This is a genomic window from Bacillus sp. z50 (genome assembly GCF_058313585.1).
In genome coordinates this window covers 408,337-425,242 of record NZ_JBZFQL010000003.1, presented here as the reverse complement: position 1 = coordinate 425,242, position 16,906 = coordinate 408,337, and the positions used below count along the sequence as shown (strand labels likewise).

Here is a 16,906-nt window from a genome sequence, read left to right as displayed (position 1 = left end):
TTTTTATTGTTTATAAAAAAACTCCTTATACTGAAATTCATCAGTATAAGGAGTTTTCCCTTTTGAGCTTTTATAATACTTCTCAAGCGTCCTTGAAAATCATATAAAATACTCATCAACTCATCAAAAATTTCTACTTCGTTAATTATTTCTTAAGGTTGTAGAAAGATTGAAGACCTTTGTATTCAGCTAAATCGCCAAGCTCATCTTCGATACGAAGAAGTTGGTTGTATTTCGCGATACGGTCTGTACGGCTCATAGAACCAGTTTTGATTTGGCCAGCGTTTGTTGCTACTGCAATGTCAGCGATTGTAGAATCTTCTGTTTCACCGGAACGGTGGGATACAACTGCAGTGTAACCAGCGCGTTTTGCCATTTCGATTGCATCGAAAGTTTCAGTTAAAGTACCGATTTGGTTAACTTTAATTAGGATAGAGTTAGCAATACCTTTTTCGATACCTTCAGCAAGCTTTTTAGTGTTTGTAACGAACAAGTCATCACCAACAAGTTGTACACGATCGCCAATGCGCTCAGTTAACAATTTGTGGCCTTCCCAGTCGTTTTCATCTAAACCATCTTCAATAGAGATGATTGGGAATTCGTTGATTAATTCTTCATAGAAGTTAACCATTTCTTCGGAAGAAAGACCATTGCGTCCTTCGCCTGCTAGATCGTATTTCTTAGTTTCTTTGTTGAAGAACTCAGAAGAAGCTACGTCCATTGCAAGGTAGATATCTTTACCAGCTTCGTAGCCAGCTTTAGTGATTGCTTCAATGATTACTTCAAGAGCTTCACGGTTAGAACCAAGGTTTGGAGCGAATCCACCTTCGTCACCTACTGCAGTGTTTAAGCCTTTGTCGTGAAGAACTTTTTTCAAGCTGTGGAATACTTCAGCACCCATACGGATTGCTTCTTTGAAAGTTGGAGCTCCAACAGGCATGATCATGAATTCTTGGAAGTCAACGTTGTTATCAGCGTGAGAACCACCGTTGATGATATTCATCATTGGAGTTGGAAGCTGTTTCGTGTTGAATCCGCCAAGGTAACGGTATAAAGGAATGTTTAGGTAATCAGCAGCAGCGATTGCAGCAGCCATGGAAACACCAAGAATTGCGTTCGCACCTAATTTACCTTTGTTTTCAGTTCCATCAAGGTCGATCATCGCTTTGTCGATTCCAGCTTGATCAAGAACATGCATACCGATGATTTGTTCAGCAATGATATTGTTTACGTTATCTACTGCTTTTTGAACACCTTTTCCAAGGTAACGGTCTTTATCGCCATCACGAAGTTCTACTGCTTCGTATTCACCAGTGGAAGCACCACTTGGTACCATAGCACGGCCGAATGCGCCAGATTCTGTTTCAATTTCTACTTCAACTGTTGGGTTACCACGGGAGTCTAATACTTCACGTGCATAAACGTCAATAATAATTGGCATTAAATTTCTCTCCTTTTAATTGGAAAATATAGTACATTTTATAGTTTGTACAACTTACTTTTTAATTAATGATTTTCCAGTCATTTCTTTCGGTTGCTCTACATGCAATAGTTCAAGCATAGTTGGAGCTAAATCACCCAGAATTCCACCGTCACGAAGTTCTACCTCTTTATCAGTGACAATCACTGGAACAGGGTTTGTCGTATGTGCTGTCATCGGATCTCCATCTGGAGTGATTACCTCATCAGCATTACCATGGTCAGCTGTGATAATGGCTTTACCACCCATAGATAGGATTTTATCGACGATTTTTCCAAGGCATTCATCCACAGTTTCAATTGCTTTGATTGTTGGTTCAAGCATTCCGGAGTGCCCAACCATATCAGGGTTAGCAAAGTTTAGGATGATCGCATGATGATTATCTTCATCCAATTCCTTCATAAGGGCTTCAGTCACTTCATAAGCGCTCATTTCAGGTTTAAGGTCATACGTGGCAACCTTTGGAGAATTAATCAAAATACGTTTCTCGCCTGGGAATTCATCTTCACGTCCACCACTCATAAAGAAGGTAACGTGTGGGTATTTTTCAGTTTCGGCAATGCGAAGCTGTTTTAAGTTGTTTTGCGATAAGACTTCACCGATTGTGTTATCCAGATTTGTTGGTTTAAATGCAACATATCCTTTAACAGTTTCACTAAAGTGAGTCAAGCAAACAAAATACAAATTCTGCGGGAATCCTGGGCCTCTGTCAAAGCCGCGGAAATCATCATTTGTAAATACGTTAGAAATTTGTATAGCACGGTCAGGACGGAAATTATAGAAAATAACAGAATCATTATCTTCAATTTTCGCCACAGGCTGTCCATCAGCTTTCGTAATTACAGATGGTAGAACGAATTCATCAAAAATCCCATTACGGTAGGAATCCTCTACTACTTCCATTGCGGAAGAATAAGAAGGTCCTTCACCATAAGTCATGGAACGATACGTTTTTTCTACACGATCCCAGCGTTTATCACGGTCCATGGAGTAATAACGTCCTGAAATAGTCGCGAACTGGCCTACACCAATTTCTTTAAACATATTTTCAGTTTGTTGAATGTACTTTTCAGCAGTTTGAGGACCAACATCACGTCCGTCTAAAATGCCGTGTACATAAACATTTGTAAAGTTTTCTTTAGCACACAAGCGAAGTAATGCAAATAAATGCTGAATATGGCTGTGTACTCCACCATCAGATAATAATCCCATTAAGTGTAGAGCCTTATTATTTTCTTTCGCATGTTGAATCGCGCCTAAGAAAGTTTCATTCTTTTCGAATTCACCTTCACGAATCGCAAGGTTTACTCGAGTTAAGCTTTGATAAACAATCCGGCCTGCACCGATATTTAAATGGCCAACTTCTGAGTTACCCATTTGTCCCTCCGGCAAACCAACTGCTAAGCCACTCGCTATCAGGTGATTATGTGGATACTCTGCCCAATAACGGTCAAAGTTAGGCTTTTTAGCCTGTGCCACAGCATTACCCTGTGTTACATCTCGAGATCCAAACCCATCGAGAATGATTAACGCTACTGGTTTCTTACTCATTTAGAAACAGCCTCCAATAATCCTAAGAAAGAAGTTGGTTCAAGGCTTGCTCCGCCAACTAAAGCACCATCGATATTATCTTCTGAAAGATATTCTTTGATGTTTTCAGGTTTAACAGAACCGCCATATTGAATCCTAATTGCTTCTGCCACATCAGTTGAAAAGCTATCAGCGATTGTTTGACGGATATGACCGCAAACTTCATCAGCATCAGCTGCTGTGGAAGACTTTCCTGTACCAATTGCCCAGATTGGTTCATAAGCAATAATTGTCTTCTTAGCTTGTTCTTCCGTAAGGCCTTTGAATGCCTTTTTAATTTGATCAGCTACAAGAGCTTTTGTTTTACCAGCTTCACGCTGCTCCAACGTTTCCCCACAACACACAATAGGGATTAAATTGTGTTTAAAAGCAGCCAATGTCTTCTGGTTAACTGTTTCATCAGTTTCATTGAACATTTCACGACGCTCGGAATGTCCAATGATAATATAGTCTACCCCTAAATCAGAAAGTGCTTCCGGACTTACTTCACCGGTATATGCTCCACTTTCTTTAAAGTGCATATTTTCCCCACCAACTTTAAGGTCTGTTCCTTTTGTTGCTTTTACAAGCGATTCAAGAAATAGTGGAGAAGAACACACAACCGCATCCACTTTTTCTGGAGAAGGAATGGAACCTTTAACTTCCTCTACGAATTGTAAAGCTTCGCCAACCGTTTTATTCATCTTCCAGTTTCCTGCGATAATTGGTTTACGCACTTTCCTCATCCTCTCGTATGTGTCCGTATATTTATTTATCGTTTAATGCTACAACACCAGGAAGCTCTTTACCTTCCATGAATTCCAAGGAAGCACCGCCTCCAGTAGAGATGTGGCTCATTTTATCCGCAAGGTCGAACTTTTCAACTGCCGCAGCTGAGTCCCCACCACCAATTACGGAGTATGTATTTTCCGCATTTGCAAGTGCTTCTGCTACTGCTTTTGTACCGCCAGCGAATTTATCAAATTCGAATACACCCATTGGTCCATTCCAGATCACGAGTTTGGAATTTTTAATAGTGTCTTCATATAATTTTGCAGTCTTTGGTCCGATATCAAGCGCTTGCCAATCAGCTGGAATCGCATCAATATCTACCACTTTAGACTCTGTATCAGGTGAAAATTCTTTTGCAATAACCGCATCCACCGGCATTAAGAAGTTAACACCTTTTTCTTTTGCTTTATCCATAAAGGATTTAGCCAATTCAATTTTATCTTCTTCTAAAAGAGATTGACCAATTTCATAACCTTGAGCCTTGATGAACGTATATGCTAGTCCACCGCCAATGATTAGGTTGTCCACTTTCTCAAGAAGATTATCAATTACACCGATTTTATCTTTTACTTTTGCTCCACCAATAATTGCTGTGAATGGACGTTCTGGATTAGAAAGAGCTTTTCCAAGCACTTCTAATTCTTTTTCCATTAACAAACCGGCTACAGCAGGGATATGTTTTGCAATTCCTTCTGTGGAAGCATGTGCACGGTGAGCTGCACCGAATGCATCATTTACATACACATCTGCAAGATCTGCAAATGCTTTTGCCAATTCTGCATCGTTCTTTTCTTCACCAGGATAGAAACGTACGTTTTCTAGAAGAAGTACATCGCCATCTTTCATCTGCCCGATTTCAGCTTGTACAGCTTCTCCGTATGCTTCATCCGTTTTCTTAACATCTTTGCCAAGCAATTCGCTTAAACGCGCAGCAACAGGAGTTAAGCGTAACTCTTCTTTTACTGCACCTTTTGGACGGCCCAAATGGCTTGCAAGAATTACTTTTGCGCCTTTTTCAATTAAAAGTTGAATAGTCGGTAAAGCCGCACGAATTCTTGTGTCATCAGTTACTTTGCCATCTTGCATTGGTACGTTAAAATCAACGCGGCAAAATACTTTTTTTCCTTGTACATCAATGTCTTTAATCGATTTTTTGTTCACTTAAATGAACCTCCTTTAAAATAAGGGACCAGCTAAAGACTTAATCAGGTCTGCCCAAACTCTGATTAATTGCCGTTAAAATAAAACAGGGAGAAAGGGGAATTTTCCCCTCTCCCCCCTTAAACAAATTCATTATACCTTTAATAAGGTTTTCTATCTACTCCGTAAAGATTAAAGACCTTTTTTAGCAATGTAAGCTGCAAGGTCAACTACACGGTTGGAGTAACCAGTTTCGTTATCGTACCAAGAAAGTACTTTAACCATGTTGCCTTCCATAACCATTGTAGAAAGAGCATCAATAGTAGAAGATTGAGTAGTTCCATTGTAGTCACGAGATACTAATGGAAGTTCGCTGTACTCAAGAACTCCTTTTAATTCACCTTCAGCAGCTGCTTTCAATGCTGCATTGATTTCTTCTGCAGTTGCTTCTTTTTCTAATTCAGCAACAAGGTCAACAACAGATACGTTTGGAGTTGGTACACGCATAGCCATACCGTTCAATTTACCTTTCAATTCAGGTAATACTAGAGCAACAGCTTTAGCAGCACCAGTAGTTGTAGGGATCATGCTTTCAGCAGCAGCACGAGCACGACGGTAGTCTTTGTGTGGCAAGTCTAAGATTTGTTGGTCATTTGTGTAAGAATGAATTGTAGTCATCATTCCGCGTTTGATACCGAAGTTATCGTTCAATACTTTTGCAAATGGAGCCAAGCAGTTTGTAGTACAAGATGCATTAGAGATTACATCATGGTTAGCTGCGTCATATTTATCTTCGTTAACACCCATAACGATAGTGATATCTTCATCAGATGCAGGTGCAGAAATGATAACTTTTTTAGCGCCAGCTTCAAGGTGTTTTGCAGCATCTGCGCGTTTAGTGAAACGTCCAGTAGATTCAACAACGATATCTACTCCAAGATCTCCCCAACCTAGTTGAGCTGGATCTCTTTCAGCAAGAACTTTCACACGTTGTCCAGCTACTACTAAGTAGTCTCCGTCAACTGTTACATCTTGATCTAAAGTTCCATGAACGGAATCATATTTTAAAAGATGCGCAAGCATTTTTGCATCAGTTAAATCGTTAACTGCTACAACTTCTACTTCCGGATTATTTAACGCTGCACGGAATACGATACGTCCAATTCTACCAAAACCATTAATACCTAATTTTACTGCCATTAGAAGGTTCCTCCTTTTGGAATCTTAGAAATAGATTTAAATTATATTCAAAAGGGTGTTATCCCTTAAGTAACTGTAGTGCCGCACCTTCATCCGTAATTAAGATCGGTTTTTTAGGTGCCATTTTGATATAGGCTTTTATTGCCTTAGCTTTTGAAGCTCCGCCAGCGACGGCGATTACATGTTCCGCATTAACCAGATCATCTAATTGAAGGCCGATTGTATGGACTTTTTGTATTATGTTGCCATCTTCATCGTAATAATATCCAAACGCCTCTCCAATTGCCTTTTTATTCTCAAGCTCCTGAAGACTGTCATCGGATGATTTCCTTCTTTCAGCCATTGTTTTGGCTTCCCCTATACCATGAAGAACGATATTAGCTGATTTCAACAAATTCAATACCTCATGTATAGCAGGTTCACTGGTTAGCGTATTGTATGCTGCTTCACTTAGGTTGTCCGGTACATACAGGACACGATATCGTGAATGCATCTTTTCCGCCATTTGTTCGCAAACTGTATTGGCCTGGTATTGAACACCCTTGCCAAGACCGCCTCTCGCTGGTACAAACAAAATGTCATCCACATCTGGAAGCTCTGAGACATCAGGTAACATTCTTCCTATTGCTGCCATTGTTGTTCCACCTGTTACGGCAATGATATTTTTACCCGTTAAGAGACTTTTCATACGCGAAGCACCGGCACGTCCAAGCTCATCTATTACCCATGGGGATTGGTCACTATCACCGCTAACGATGATTATTTTCTCCAAATTAAGTTTTTCCTGTAATAGGCGTTCCATATCATCTATACCCGATAATTGCCTTATTACACCACCCAGATGGTCGAGTACCTCTTTCCCTTCATTGGTAACAGTCATTCCAGAGCTCGCAATGAGTATAAGATTTTGGTTTTTCAAAAATTCCACTTCGCTGCGCAAAATCCGCTCCGTAATGTTCAAAGTCAGTGATAAGCTTCGTCTGCCTACCGGCTGCAGAGTACGAATCGTTCTTAAGATATTGTATCTTTTTTGCATGACCTCAAATATATCTGGAATTAATTTCTTCTGTAAATGGAGTATTCCGTCCATATCCTTCAAACTCCTTTTATACTTTGGTCATTTTTTGTCCTAGCTAGACGTTTAGCGTCCCAGTTTATGTAAAAAAAATAGCTCCTGATGTAATTCCATTCTAACAGGAGTTTCGAATAGTTGCAAGGTTCTAAATGTGAACATCACGTTAAATAGCGACGAATCTCATCTAAATCTATACGACCGTATTGAATAACCTGATCACTGATTTCGACTACAGGAATCATAAGCCCATATTGTTCCAGTAATTTATCATTGGAATATATATCGACTTCAAGGAGAGTAAACGTCATTTCTCTTTGCAAAATATTCAAAAGATCCTTTGCCTCTTCGCATAATGGGCAATTCTTTTTTGTATAAAAATGAATGATTGGTACACTCACTCTCTTTCCCCCTGCTCTTTCTTATTTTCTACATTTATAAATTAATTATTCACTAACCTCATATCGTTTTCTTTTTGAAGAAGATGGTATATGAAGCAGAGTCCGATATTTCGCGATTGTCCTCCGTGATACAAGAATACCAAAATCATCCTGAAGTTGCTTTGCAATTGCCTGATCCGATAAAGGTAATGTTTTCTGCTCTGCCTTTATCAACCGCACTATTTCTTGCTTTACTTGTTCTGATGAAGAGTCTTCCAATTGAGTGTTCGGGATGCTGCTCGTAAAAAACATTTTCATATCATAAGTCCCAAATGGCGTCTCTACCACTTTGTCTCTAATCGCCCTGCTTACTGTGGACTCATGCACATCAACCATTTTGGCGATTTCCTTCATAGTTAATGGCTTTAAGGTGACACTTTTTCCAGTATCAAAGAAGGCAGATTGCTTTTCCATGATGGCATAAGTTACACGCCTTAAAGTTTGCTCTCTTTGCTCAATAGCCTTTTTTAGCCAGTTAAGCTCCAATTTCTTTTCGTACATATACTTTTTAGTTAGGTCATCACTTCCATTTATAGGGGAAGTAAATTCATTCGTTTTAAATCTTCTCATTGATAAAACTTTTACAGTGGGTACTCCTTTTGAAACAGAAACACTTACATCCGGTATGAAATATTGGAATTCACCACTATTAAAAGCTGAACCAGGTTTGGGGTTATATGCCTGTATTAAATCAAAAATGGATTGAATATCTGCAATTGTTACACCAACCAGCTTGGCAAGCTCTTTCCACTTTCTATTCACAAGCATATCGAAATGATTAACCAAAACCTCTTCTAGTGGCAGATCAACGATATAATCACGTTTAGCCTGTATGAGCAAACATTCACTTAGATTCCTGGCACCCACTCCGACAGGCTCCAATGCCTGCAAAACAGATAAGGCAACATCCCATTCTGCCTGACTAACCTCCACAAGGGATCGAGCTTCCTCAAAGGTAATACGTAAATATCCATTTTCATCGATACAATCAATCAAAAACAATAAAACGCACTCTTCTCTGTCGGTTAATACTTTAAATGGAATTTGGGATCGTAAATAAGATTTTAATGAAACAGTCTCCTCACTGATTTGATTGATTGATGAGTCGCCATATGATCTGCCTGAGACTTTCGGATACTCGTCATCTATTTCAATTAACGGATTCTCAAGTGCTTTTCCATCGATATAGGCAGCTAATTCAATTGCCGGGTATTGAAGCAAGTTTATTGCCTGATTTAATTCCGGCGTCATCGTCAGCTTTAACTTTTGTTGCTGGTACAAACCAAACTCTACGTTCAAATCCCTGCCCCCTTATAATAAATCGCTTACATTAATAGTAGTAAATAGGAAGGAGCAGAGCAAGAAAAAGAAGGAAGTTTTGGAATTTTTTAATCAACGGTAAAATTTACATTAAGGATTGATTTATAGATATCTGTTTATAGATTAAAAAGAGTACAAATAAAAAAACCGTTATTTAACGGTTTTTTAAGAAAAATTTTTTCATTCGTGTAAATCTATTTTGTTTGCTATCTTTTTTACCTATAAAGAAACGATTTTTATTATTTTTAAAGGTAGATTTTAAATAATCAAGCTTGTCTGCAGCTAATGATATGGAAGTTAATCTACCTTCTATATCCTTAAATGAAAGTGTATCTTCTGAAAGCTGATAAATGTAATTATCTCCTTCATATAGTTCATGCTTTTTCGTTTCTTTTTCTCGATATGCATGAACACTATTACCTGTAAAAAAGATATCCTCCGTAATTTTTTTAGCTGGGTTACCAGCATAGGATGTATTAGATTCAATTAATTTACCTGATACAACTGATGAAGCTCCTATAATACTCCCTGAACCAATTTGAGTACCTTTTAAAACCAACGCGCCTTGTCCAATCCATACATGATCACCTATAAAAATACTGCGACTATCATTAAGTCTTCTTTTTGTATTTGAATCATATATTAAATGTACATCAGCTGTTCTAATCCATATATTAAATGAAAATAATCCGTCGCTTCCAATAATTACGTTTTTTTGCTCTGATAATACAGCTGTTAGTTTTCCATTTAAATAATTGTCTTTCCCCATATAGAATACTGAGTCATGATTAACTGTTATATTTACATAATAGGTATGGCGATTTTTGCTTAGATAAATAAGAGAATTATCTCCATTGAAGACTATAGCGCTATTGGATAGTTCTACATTATCCTCACAATAAAGTATATTGCCTTTCCCTTTAAAAACTACTTTTGAATTGGACATTTTAGGATGATGCCCTAAAATAGTATTCTCCTTTATATCTTTGAACTTATCTTCCTGATCTATGATCTCCAAGCCATTCACCCTTTCAAGTAGGTAACAAATATAATTATAATATAATTCCAAATAATTATACATAGGATGATCGCCATGTATTTCAAAGCCAATTCTCTCCTAAAATCTCAAGAAAGTCGTTCATCTATGCTGTTCATATGTTAATTAATCAAATAATCAATTAGGCATCAATGGATGAGTGGATATTCTGGATAAATAAAAATGGCTCTGGAATAATGCCAGAGCCATTTTCTAGGTATATAAATCAACTAAATCTGATACGCCCTCGGAGGGAATCGAACCCCCATCGTAAGAACCGGAATCTTATGTTCTATCCATTAAACTACGAGGGCAAAATGTTAGCCTACAAAATTATATTATAAGGAAGAGAAAGTCTTTTTGCAAGAACTATTCCTTAGGTTTATAAGCCTTTATGTTGGGTAAGATGGATATCAGGGATTATTTTGTTTCTATACATAGAATCAGTTGCAAATTAAGCGCAGACCAATCAGATAAACTAGACATCAGTCCTTAATAAAAAACATATAGTAATGTAAGCGTCTTTTGTTTGACCTTTATTGACCATAAAGTGTATGATAAAGTCAAAGCCAAATGTATTATTTTTTTACATATAAGGAGGAGAAAATAAATGAATTTAATTCCTACAGTTATTGAACAAACAAATCGCGGGGAACGCGCATACGATATTTATTCCCGTTTATTAAAAGACCGGATTATCATGCTTGGAAGTGCAATTGATGACAATGTTGCCAACTCTATCGTTGCCCAATTATTGTTCCTTGAAACTGAAAACCCAGAGAAAGATATATATCTTTACATCAATAGCCCAGGCGGAAGCATCACAGCTGGTATGGCAATCTACGATACAATGCAATATATTAAACCAAAGGTTTCTACGATCTGTATCGGTATGGCTGCTTCAATGGGTGCATTCCTTCTTGCTGCCGGCGAAAAAGGAAAGCGTTTTGTGTTACCAAACAGTGAAGTGATGATTCACCAACCACTTGGCGGAGCTCAAGGACAAGCGACTGAGATTGAAATCGCTGCTAAACGCATTCTCTTTATGCGTGAGCGCTTAAACAAAATTTTGGCTGAACGTACTGGTCAATCTTATGAAACAATTGCTCGCGATACAGAACGTGATAACTTCATGACAGCTGAACGTGCGGTAGAGTACGGATTAGTTGATAAAATTATCACCCGCAATGTAGTAGAAGAAAATAAAAAATAATAAACTGATTAAGAGCTGTCGAGATATTCGGCAGCTCTTTTGTTTTATCAAAAAAATAATGTAGATATCCCCCTTTACTCCCCTACCCCCATAATCTTTTAGTTCTCTAATTGTTTATCACTTTACCAAATTAAAGTTTGATGTTAATATGAAAGCACAATTTAATAATTAGTCATTCTAAAGAGTGTTTATTGTGTTGAATTTCATACTTAAAAGTCTCAACCAATACAGCCACCGGAATGATCAAATTATAATTCGGGTATAGAATTATATCGATTTGTACCGCTAGCAATAATTTATCTTATTATATTTTTCGCATATTTTGAAAACAGAAGGGGTCTTTCATCATGAATAATAAAAAATGGGGATTTTGGATATTAACCATGTTTGTTGTCGGCAACATGGTTGGTGGAGGAATATTTATGCTTCCGGCAAACCTGGCTGGTGTTTCTAGTCCGTTTGGAGCATCAATGGCCTGGATTCTAACAGGAGCTGGAGTATTAATGGTTGCTCTTGTATTTGGAAATTTGGCTATCAGAAAACCGGAATTAAAAACGGGACCGCAAAGCTATGCTCAAGCCATGTTCAGTTCACCAAGGAAAGGGAAAATTGCTGGTTACAGTATTGCTTGGGGTTACTGGGCTGCTAACTGGGCTGCAACGGCATCAGTCATCATCTCGTTTGCGGGGTACTTATCTACCTTCTTCCCAATTATGCAAAGCCAGTACATCCTTTTTTCAAGCGGCAATTTTGATCTTGAATTAGGGAAATTCTTAAACTTTATGGTATGCACAGTTATGCTGTGGGGCATTCACTTTATTCTCTGCAAAAGTTTTAACAGCGCTGGAAAAATCAATTTGCTGGCTACTATCACAAAAGTAATTGGTTTCGCACTTTTTATTGTCGCAACCATTTTCATATTTGATTCTGCTAATATAATGAACGGTAAAGAATTCATCGATGCATCTGGGGTTTCCCATTCATTGGGTGGACAAGTAAATAACGCAGCTATTGCCACGCTATGGGCCTTTATTGGGGTAGAAGCTGCTGTGATGCTATCTAATAGGGCAAAGTCTCAGACTGATGTGAAAAAAGCGACAATCACCGGACTGATTATTGCCATTGCGATCTATATTGGAATAACACTATTAACAATGGGCGCTTTATCCCAAGAGGCATTGCAACAGTCACATAAACCTTTGGTTGATGCTCTGCAGGCTGCAATCGGATCTAGCGGTGCTTATATTTTAGGATTCCTTGCCTTAATTTCATTATTCGGATCCACAGTCGGTTGGATTGTCGTTAGCTCCGAGGTACCTTATCAAGCTGCTAAATCCAACTTGTTCCCGGCATTCTTCGGAAAAACGAATAAAAAAGGAAGTCCAGTCAATTCTTTGACTATCACAAACCTTTTAACGCAATTCTTTTTATTCGCTACTGTTTCCGGAACGATAATGGAAGCTTATGAATTCGCAATGGTCGTTGCTACATTAGCTTACTTAATCCCGTATTTCGTTAGTGTTCTTTATCAGGTAAAACTGATTATTACCGGTGAAACATACACAGGGATGAAGCGATCACGATTGATAGATGGCATAATAGCGATAGTGGCTCTTGTATACACCCTATGGGTAATTAAAACCGGAACAGCCGACTTAAAAACCTTCTCGCTCGGTATAGGATTATTTGTCCTCGGTCTTGTTCTCTATCCAATCCTGATGAAAAACAAGAAACCAAAAGAAATTTCTAGAAGTTTGACAGAAGATAGATAATTATAAGACGAAACCACTCTTTCAAAAAGGGTGGTTTTTTTATGCCTAATTACCCACTTCTTTTTCCTCAACCACTCCTATTCTACCATTTTCTACCATTAAAGAGGTTTTTTAACAGAATAGTTAGAATATTATAGATGTTAATTAAAATTATAGAGGAGGAAACCATTTGCGAGGAAAATCTATTTTGGCATCGGCCTTCGCTGCTGCTTTAACATTCAGTGCCTTTGCACCAGCCACTTCTGCTCACCAAGTTTCGACAATAAGTAATCATGCAACCGAGACCAATCACAATCATTCAGCTGTCTATACAGGAAGCACTTTTGATTTAAGCATTGCCAACGAAGAACGATTAATTAAAATGCTTAAAAAGGAAGGTACTATCAAGAAAAATGCAACAGATAAAGAAGCGCAGACACAGCTGAAAAAGTACCTAAAGAAAAAAGAAGAAAATGCTAAAAAGGACTCATCAAAAAAATTCGATAAACAAATGAAAGAACTACAAAAGAAGTGGAACAAAAAGAAAAAAGGAAAAAAACCTGGCAAAGGTTCCAAACCTAATAACGGTGTTGTTCAACCAGTAAAAGAAGAGAAATATAGAGGGTCTGTAGTAAAAGATAAAGTTTTGGTTCTGATGATTGAATTCCCTGATTACAATGGTGACAATGTCAGACCAGAGGATACAGACATGTATTATAAAGATTATACTAAGGATCATTATCAACAAATGATTTTTGGTAAAAAGGGATATACAGGTCCTAACGGCGAAAAGCTAATTTCTATGAAGCAATATTATGAACAGCAATCTGGCGGTAGCTATACCGTAGATGGTGAAGTAGCTGGTTGGTATATGGCTGAAAAACCTGCCGCTGAGTATGGTGGAAATATTCCCACACCCGATGGAAATGACAAGGATGCACGTAGCCTTGTAAAAGAAGCATTAGAGGCAGCAGCAAACGATCCAAATGTAGATCTTGCTGAATATGATCAGGAAGATCGCTACGATTATGATGGAGACGGCAATAAACGCGAACCAGATGGATTAGTCGATCACTTAATGATTGTCCACTCTGCTGTAGGTGAAGAAGCAGGTGGCGGTACACTGGGCGGAGATGCAATCTGGTCCCATCGTTCAAATTTGGGAGGGGTATTCCCAATCGATAATACGGAAACAGACATACCTTACTGGAATGGACAAATGGCTGCTTACGATTACACCATTGAACCAATTGATGGAGCTGCCGGAGTATTTGCCCATGAATATGGCCACGATTTAGGTCTACCGGATGAGTATGATACGCAATACTCAGGATCTGGTGAAGCCATTGGCTATTGGTCAATCATGGCAAGCGGCAGCTGGGCAGGTAAAGTTCCAGGAGGAGAACCAACTGGGTTCAGCCCATATGCAAAAGAATATCTTCAGGAGAGCCTTGGAGGAAACTGGCTTAATTATGAAGAGGTCGATCTTGATGATCTGACTAGACGGGGATCTGAATTCCTTCTCGATCAAGCCATTACAAAGGGAAGAAACCTGGATGCACTTAAAGTGAATTTGCCACAAAAGAAAACCACAGTAAATACCCCTTATAGCGGGAAGTATGAATATCATAGCGGAAAAGGTAATAACCTAAATAACTCTTTGGTTACTTCTCTTGATCTAACAAATAAGTCGACAGCCCAGTTATCTTTCAAGACTTGGTATCAAATAGAGCAGGATTGGGACTATGCATCTGTTCAAGTGCGTGAAGAAGGACAAACAAACTGGACAGGGGTAGCAGGGAATATAACCACTTCTACTAATCCATATAAACAAAATCCGGGTAATGGTATAACAGGAAACTCCAACGGATGGGTAGATGGTATCTTTGATTTAACGGCCTATGCTGGCAAGAAAATTGAATTGCGTTTTAATTACTGGACTGATGTAGCAGCTATTGAAGCAGGTTTTTATGTAGATGATATTACAATTACTGCCGATGGTCAGGAACTCGTAAAAGATAATGCAGATACTTCAACCTCTTCCTTTACATTAGATGGCTTCACAAAGAATGAAGGCTTCTATACAAGTGATCAATACTATTTGGCAGAATGGCGGAATCATCAGGGCGTCGATTTGGGACTTGCTCATATCAAACGCGGAGCCAGCCTAATGAAATATGATGGCGGATTAGTGGTTTGGTATGTGGATGACAGCTATTCAGATAACTGGACAGGCAAACATCCAGGTGAAGGCTTCCTTGGAGTAGTCGATGCTGACCAAGGAACATTGAAATGGAGTGACAAATCCTTAGCTGCAACTCGTTATCAAATTCATGATGCTGCATTTAGATTAGATAAAACAGATAAAATGTATTTGGATTATAAGAACATAAATGGTTTAACATTGTCTGATTTTGATACGAAACCATTTTCTGTGTTTGATGATAGCAAAAATTATTTAAATCCTGGCAAACCGGACGCAGGGCGGAATATCCCTGAGTTTGGCGTAAAAATCAAGTTAACGGGCCAAAGTAAAGACCGTACTGTCGGAAAAATTCTTATTAGTAAATAAGGCAGGAAAAGAGGCGGCTCATAGATAGCCACCTCTTTTCTGTTTGTATCCTAACGGTTCTCCATTTTACTACTCTTTTGTCATAAATGCTTCTAAAACCTGTATAGCCTCTTCTTCATCCTGACCATCTGCTGCAAGGGTCACTGTCTTACCTGAACCAATCGCCATACTCATTAATCCCATAATACTTTTTACATTGGCCTTCTTTTCTCCATCTATAATAAATATATCAGATGAAAAACGACTTGCCTCCTGAACAAATAGAGCAGCCGGGCGTGCCTGCAAACCTGTTTTAAGCTGTACAGTGACTTCTTTTTCAATCACAGCGATTCCCCTCCATTAAATATTATTTATATCATAATGCTTGGAATACTTATTTAGATTCACCGGCTCGCAGCCTCTCGGCAATTTCATCTATTTTACGTAGACGATGATTTATACCCGACTTGCTTATTTTATCGCTTGAAACCATTTCCCCAAGTTCTTTTAGGGTTACATCTTGGTATTCGACACGCAGTCTTGCAATTTCACGTAGCTTATCAGGCAATATATCCAGACCAACTGTATTTTCAATATAACGTATATTTTCAACCTGGCGCAATGAAGCGCTGATTGTTTTATTCAAGTTTGCAGTTTCACAATTTACAAGTCGATTTACAGAATTTCGCATGTCTCTAACAATACGAATATCCTCAAATTTCAAGAGTGCATTATGCCCTCCAATAATATTCAGGAACTCAGAAATCTTTTCCGCTTCCTTCAAATAGGTGATAAATCCTTTTTTTCTTTCGAGCGTTTTGCTTTTTAATCCAAATGAGTTCATCAACTCACACAAAGAATCATTATGCTGTTTATATAAAGACGATATTTCCAAGTGATAAGAGGAAGTCTCAGGATTATTAACTGATCCGCCTGCAAGAAATGCACCACGTAAATATGATCGTTTACAGCATTTCTTGTGGATTAGTTCCTCGGATATATCATGGATAATCGTAAATCCATTTTCAATGATATTCAAGTCTGTTAGTACTTCCTTCGCTTTCTCAGAAAACCGTACAATATAGACATTATTCTTTTTCAGCTTCATCTTTTTACGAACAAGCAAATCAACCTGGAGATTATAAAGCTTCTTTAAAAACGTATAAATTCTCCGGGCAATCGCTGCATTTTCTGTTTGCACATCCACAATAAGATGACGATTGGAAAAGGATAAGGATCCGTTCATCCGGATTAGCGCAGATAGTTCTGACCGTGCGCAGCACTCTTTTACTTCTAAATTGGTTAATTCTTTTTTTGTTTCCGACGCAAACGACACCCTTTT

The 16,906-nt window shown here is 38.3% G+C and carries 14 protein-coding genes and 1 tRNA gene; 3 read left to right on the top strand and 12 right to left on the bottom strand.

The window, feature by feature from the left end; translation table 11 throughout:
* Window positions 1–145 precede the first annotated feature (145 nt).
* The 10 genes from eno to AC4G3N_RS11370 form a co-directional block, all read right to left on the bottom strand.
* Window positions 146–1,441 (bottom strand): phosphopyruvate hydratase, encoded by a 1,296-nt coding sequence (gene eno, locus AC4G3N_RS11415; protein WP_066106229.1) that lies wholly within the window; start codon window positions 1,439–1,441, stop codon window positions 146–148.
* Between the two features lie 54 nt (window positions 1,442–1,495).
* Window positions 1,496–3,031: a 2,3-bisphosphoglycerate-independent phosphoglycerate mutase gene (gpmI, locus tag AC4G3N_RS11410; protein ID WP_066106226.1), complete on the bottom strand. Its 1,536-nt coding sequence runs from the start codon at window positions 3,029–3,031 to the stop codon at window positions 1,496–1,498.
* Window positions 3,028–3,786 (bottom strand): triose-phosphate isomerase, encoded by a 759-nt coding sequence (gene tpiA, locus AC4G3N_RS11405; RefSeq protein WP_066106223.1) that lies wholly within the window; start codon window positions 3,784–3,786, stop codon window positions 3,028–3,030. The genes gpmI and tpiA overlap by 4 nt, the downstream gene beginning before the upstream one ends.
* A gap of 31 nt (window positions 3,787–3,817) precedes the next feature.
* On the bottom strand, window positions 3,818–5,002 hold the full coding sequence (locus tag AC4G3N_RS11400; RefSeq protein ID WP_066106220.1) for a phosphoglycerate kinase: 1,185 nt from the start codon (window positions 5,000–5,002) through the stop codon (window positions 3,818–3,820).
* Window positions 5,003–5,173: 171 nt separating this feature from the next.
* Window positions 5,174–6,181 carry a type I glyceraldehyde-3-phosphate dehydrogenase gene (gap, locus tag AC4G3N_RS11395; RefSeq protein WP_066106217.1) on the bottom strand — a complete coding sequence of 336 codons (1,008 nt, stop codon included), beginning with the start codon at window positions 6,179–6,181 and terminating at the stop codon, window positions 5,174–5,176.
* Window positions 6,182–6,239: 58 nt separating this feature from the next.
* Complete coding sequence (locus tag AC4G3N_RS11390; protein WP_066106212.1) at window positions 6,240–7,271, bottom strand: sugar-binding transcriptional regulator; 1,032 nt, start codon at window positions 7,269–7,271, stop codon at window positions 6,240–6,242.
* A gap of 143 nt (window positions 7,272–7,414) precedes the next feature.
* Window positions 7,415–7,654 carry a glutaredoxin family protein gene (locus AC4G3N_RS11385; RefSeq protein WP_491090234.1) on the bottom strand — a complete coding sequence of 80 codons (240 nt, stop codon included), beginning with the start codon at window positions 7,652–7,654 and terminating at the stop codon, window positions 7,415–7,417.
* A 45-nt stretch (window positions 7,655–7,699) separates the two neighbouring features.
* Window positions 7,700–8,992 (bottom strand): RNA polymerase factor sigma-54, encoded by a 1,293-nt coding sequence (rpoN, locus tag AC4G3N_RS11380; RefSeq protein ID WP_491090233.1) that lies wholly within the window; start codon window positions 8,990–8,992, stop codon window positions 7,700–7,702.
* Between the two features lie 175 nt (window positions 8,993–9,167).
* Complete coding sequence (locus AC4G3N_RS11375; RefSeq protein WP_491090232.1) at window positions 9,168–10,031, bottom strand: acyltransferase; 864 nt, start codon at window positions 10,029–10,031, stop codon at window positions 9,168–9,170.
* 260 nt (window positions 10,032–10,291) lie between these two features.
* Window positions 10,292–10,363: transfer RNA gene (locus AC4G3N_RS11370), tRNA-Arg, on the bottom strand.
* Between the two features lie 296 nt (window positions 10,364–10,659).
* Between AC4G3N_RS11370 and clpP the strand changes: the two genes are divergently transcribed.
* The 3 genes from clpP (at window position 10,660) to AC4G3N_RS11355 (ending at window position 15,585) form a co-directional block, all read left to right on the top strand.
* Window positions 10,660–11,262, top strand: coding sequence for an ATP-dependent Clp endopeptidase proteolytic subunit ClpP (gene clpP / locus AC4G3N_RS11365; protein WP_066106206.1), 603 nt, complete (start codon window positions 10,660–10,662; stop codon window positions 11,260–11,262).
* A 347-nt stretch (window positions 11,263–11,609) separates the two neighbouring features.
* Window positions 11,610–13,034 carry an amino acid permease gene (locus tag AC4G3N_RS11360; protein ID WP_066106203.1) on the top strand — a complete coding sequence of 475 codons (1,425 nt, stop codon included), beginning with the start codon at window positions 11,610–11,612 and terminating at the stop codon, window positions 13,032–13,034.
* 169 nt (window positions 13,035–13,203) lie between these two features.
* Window positions 13,204–15,585 carry an immune inhibitor A domain-containing protein gene (locus AC4G3N_RS11355; protein ID WP_077248109.1) on the top strand — a complete coding sequence of 794 codons (2,382 nt, stop codon included), beginning with the start codon at window positions 13,204–13,206 and terminating at the stop codon, window positions 15,583–15,585.
* A gap of 69 nt (window positions 15,586–15,654) precedes the next feature.
* Here the strand turns inward: AC4G3N_RS11355 and AC4G3N_RS11350 are convergent, their stop codons facing one another.
* Window positions 15,655–15,909, bottom strand: a complete 255-nt coding sequence (locus AC4G3N_RS11350; protein WP_066106196.1) for an HPr family phosphocarrier protein — start codon at window positions 15,907–15,909, stop codon at window positions 15,655–15,657.
* A 49-nt stretch (window positions 15,910–15,958) separates the two neighbouring features.
* Window positions 15,959–16,900: a DNA-binding protein WhiA gene (whiA, locus tag AC4G3N_RS11345; RefSeq protein ID WP_066106193.1), complete on the bottom strand. Its 942-nt coding sequence runs from the start codon at window positions 16,898–16,900 to the stop codon at window positions 15,959–15,961.
* Between the last annotated feature and the right edge of the window lie 6 nt (window positions 16,901–16,906).

Coding starts and splice junctions, on each gene's coding strand:
- clpP (WP_066106206.1), top strand. CDS start 10,660: ATGAATTTAATTCCTACAGTTATTGAACAAACAAATCGCGGGGAACGC.
- gap (WP_066106217.1), bottom strand. CDS start 6,181: ATGGCAGTAAAATTAGGTATTAATGGTTTTGGTAGAATTGGACGTATC.
- eno (WP_066106229.1), bottom strand. CDS start 1,441: ATGCCAATTATTATTGACGTTTATGCACGTGAAGTATTAGACTCCCGT.
- AC4G3N_RS11390 (WP_066106212.1), bottom strand. CDS start 7,271: ATGGACGGAATACTCCATTTACAGAAGAAATTAATTCCAGATATATTT.
- AC4G3N_RS11360 (WP_066106203.1), top strand. CDS start 11,610: ATGAATAATAAAAAATGGGGATTTTGGATATTAACCATGTTTGTTGTC.
- gpmI (WP_066106226.1), bottom strand. CDS start 3,031: ATGAGTAAGAAACCAGTAGCGTTAATCATTCTCGATGGGTTTGGATCT.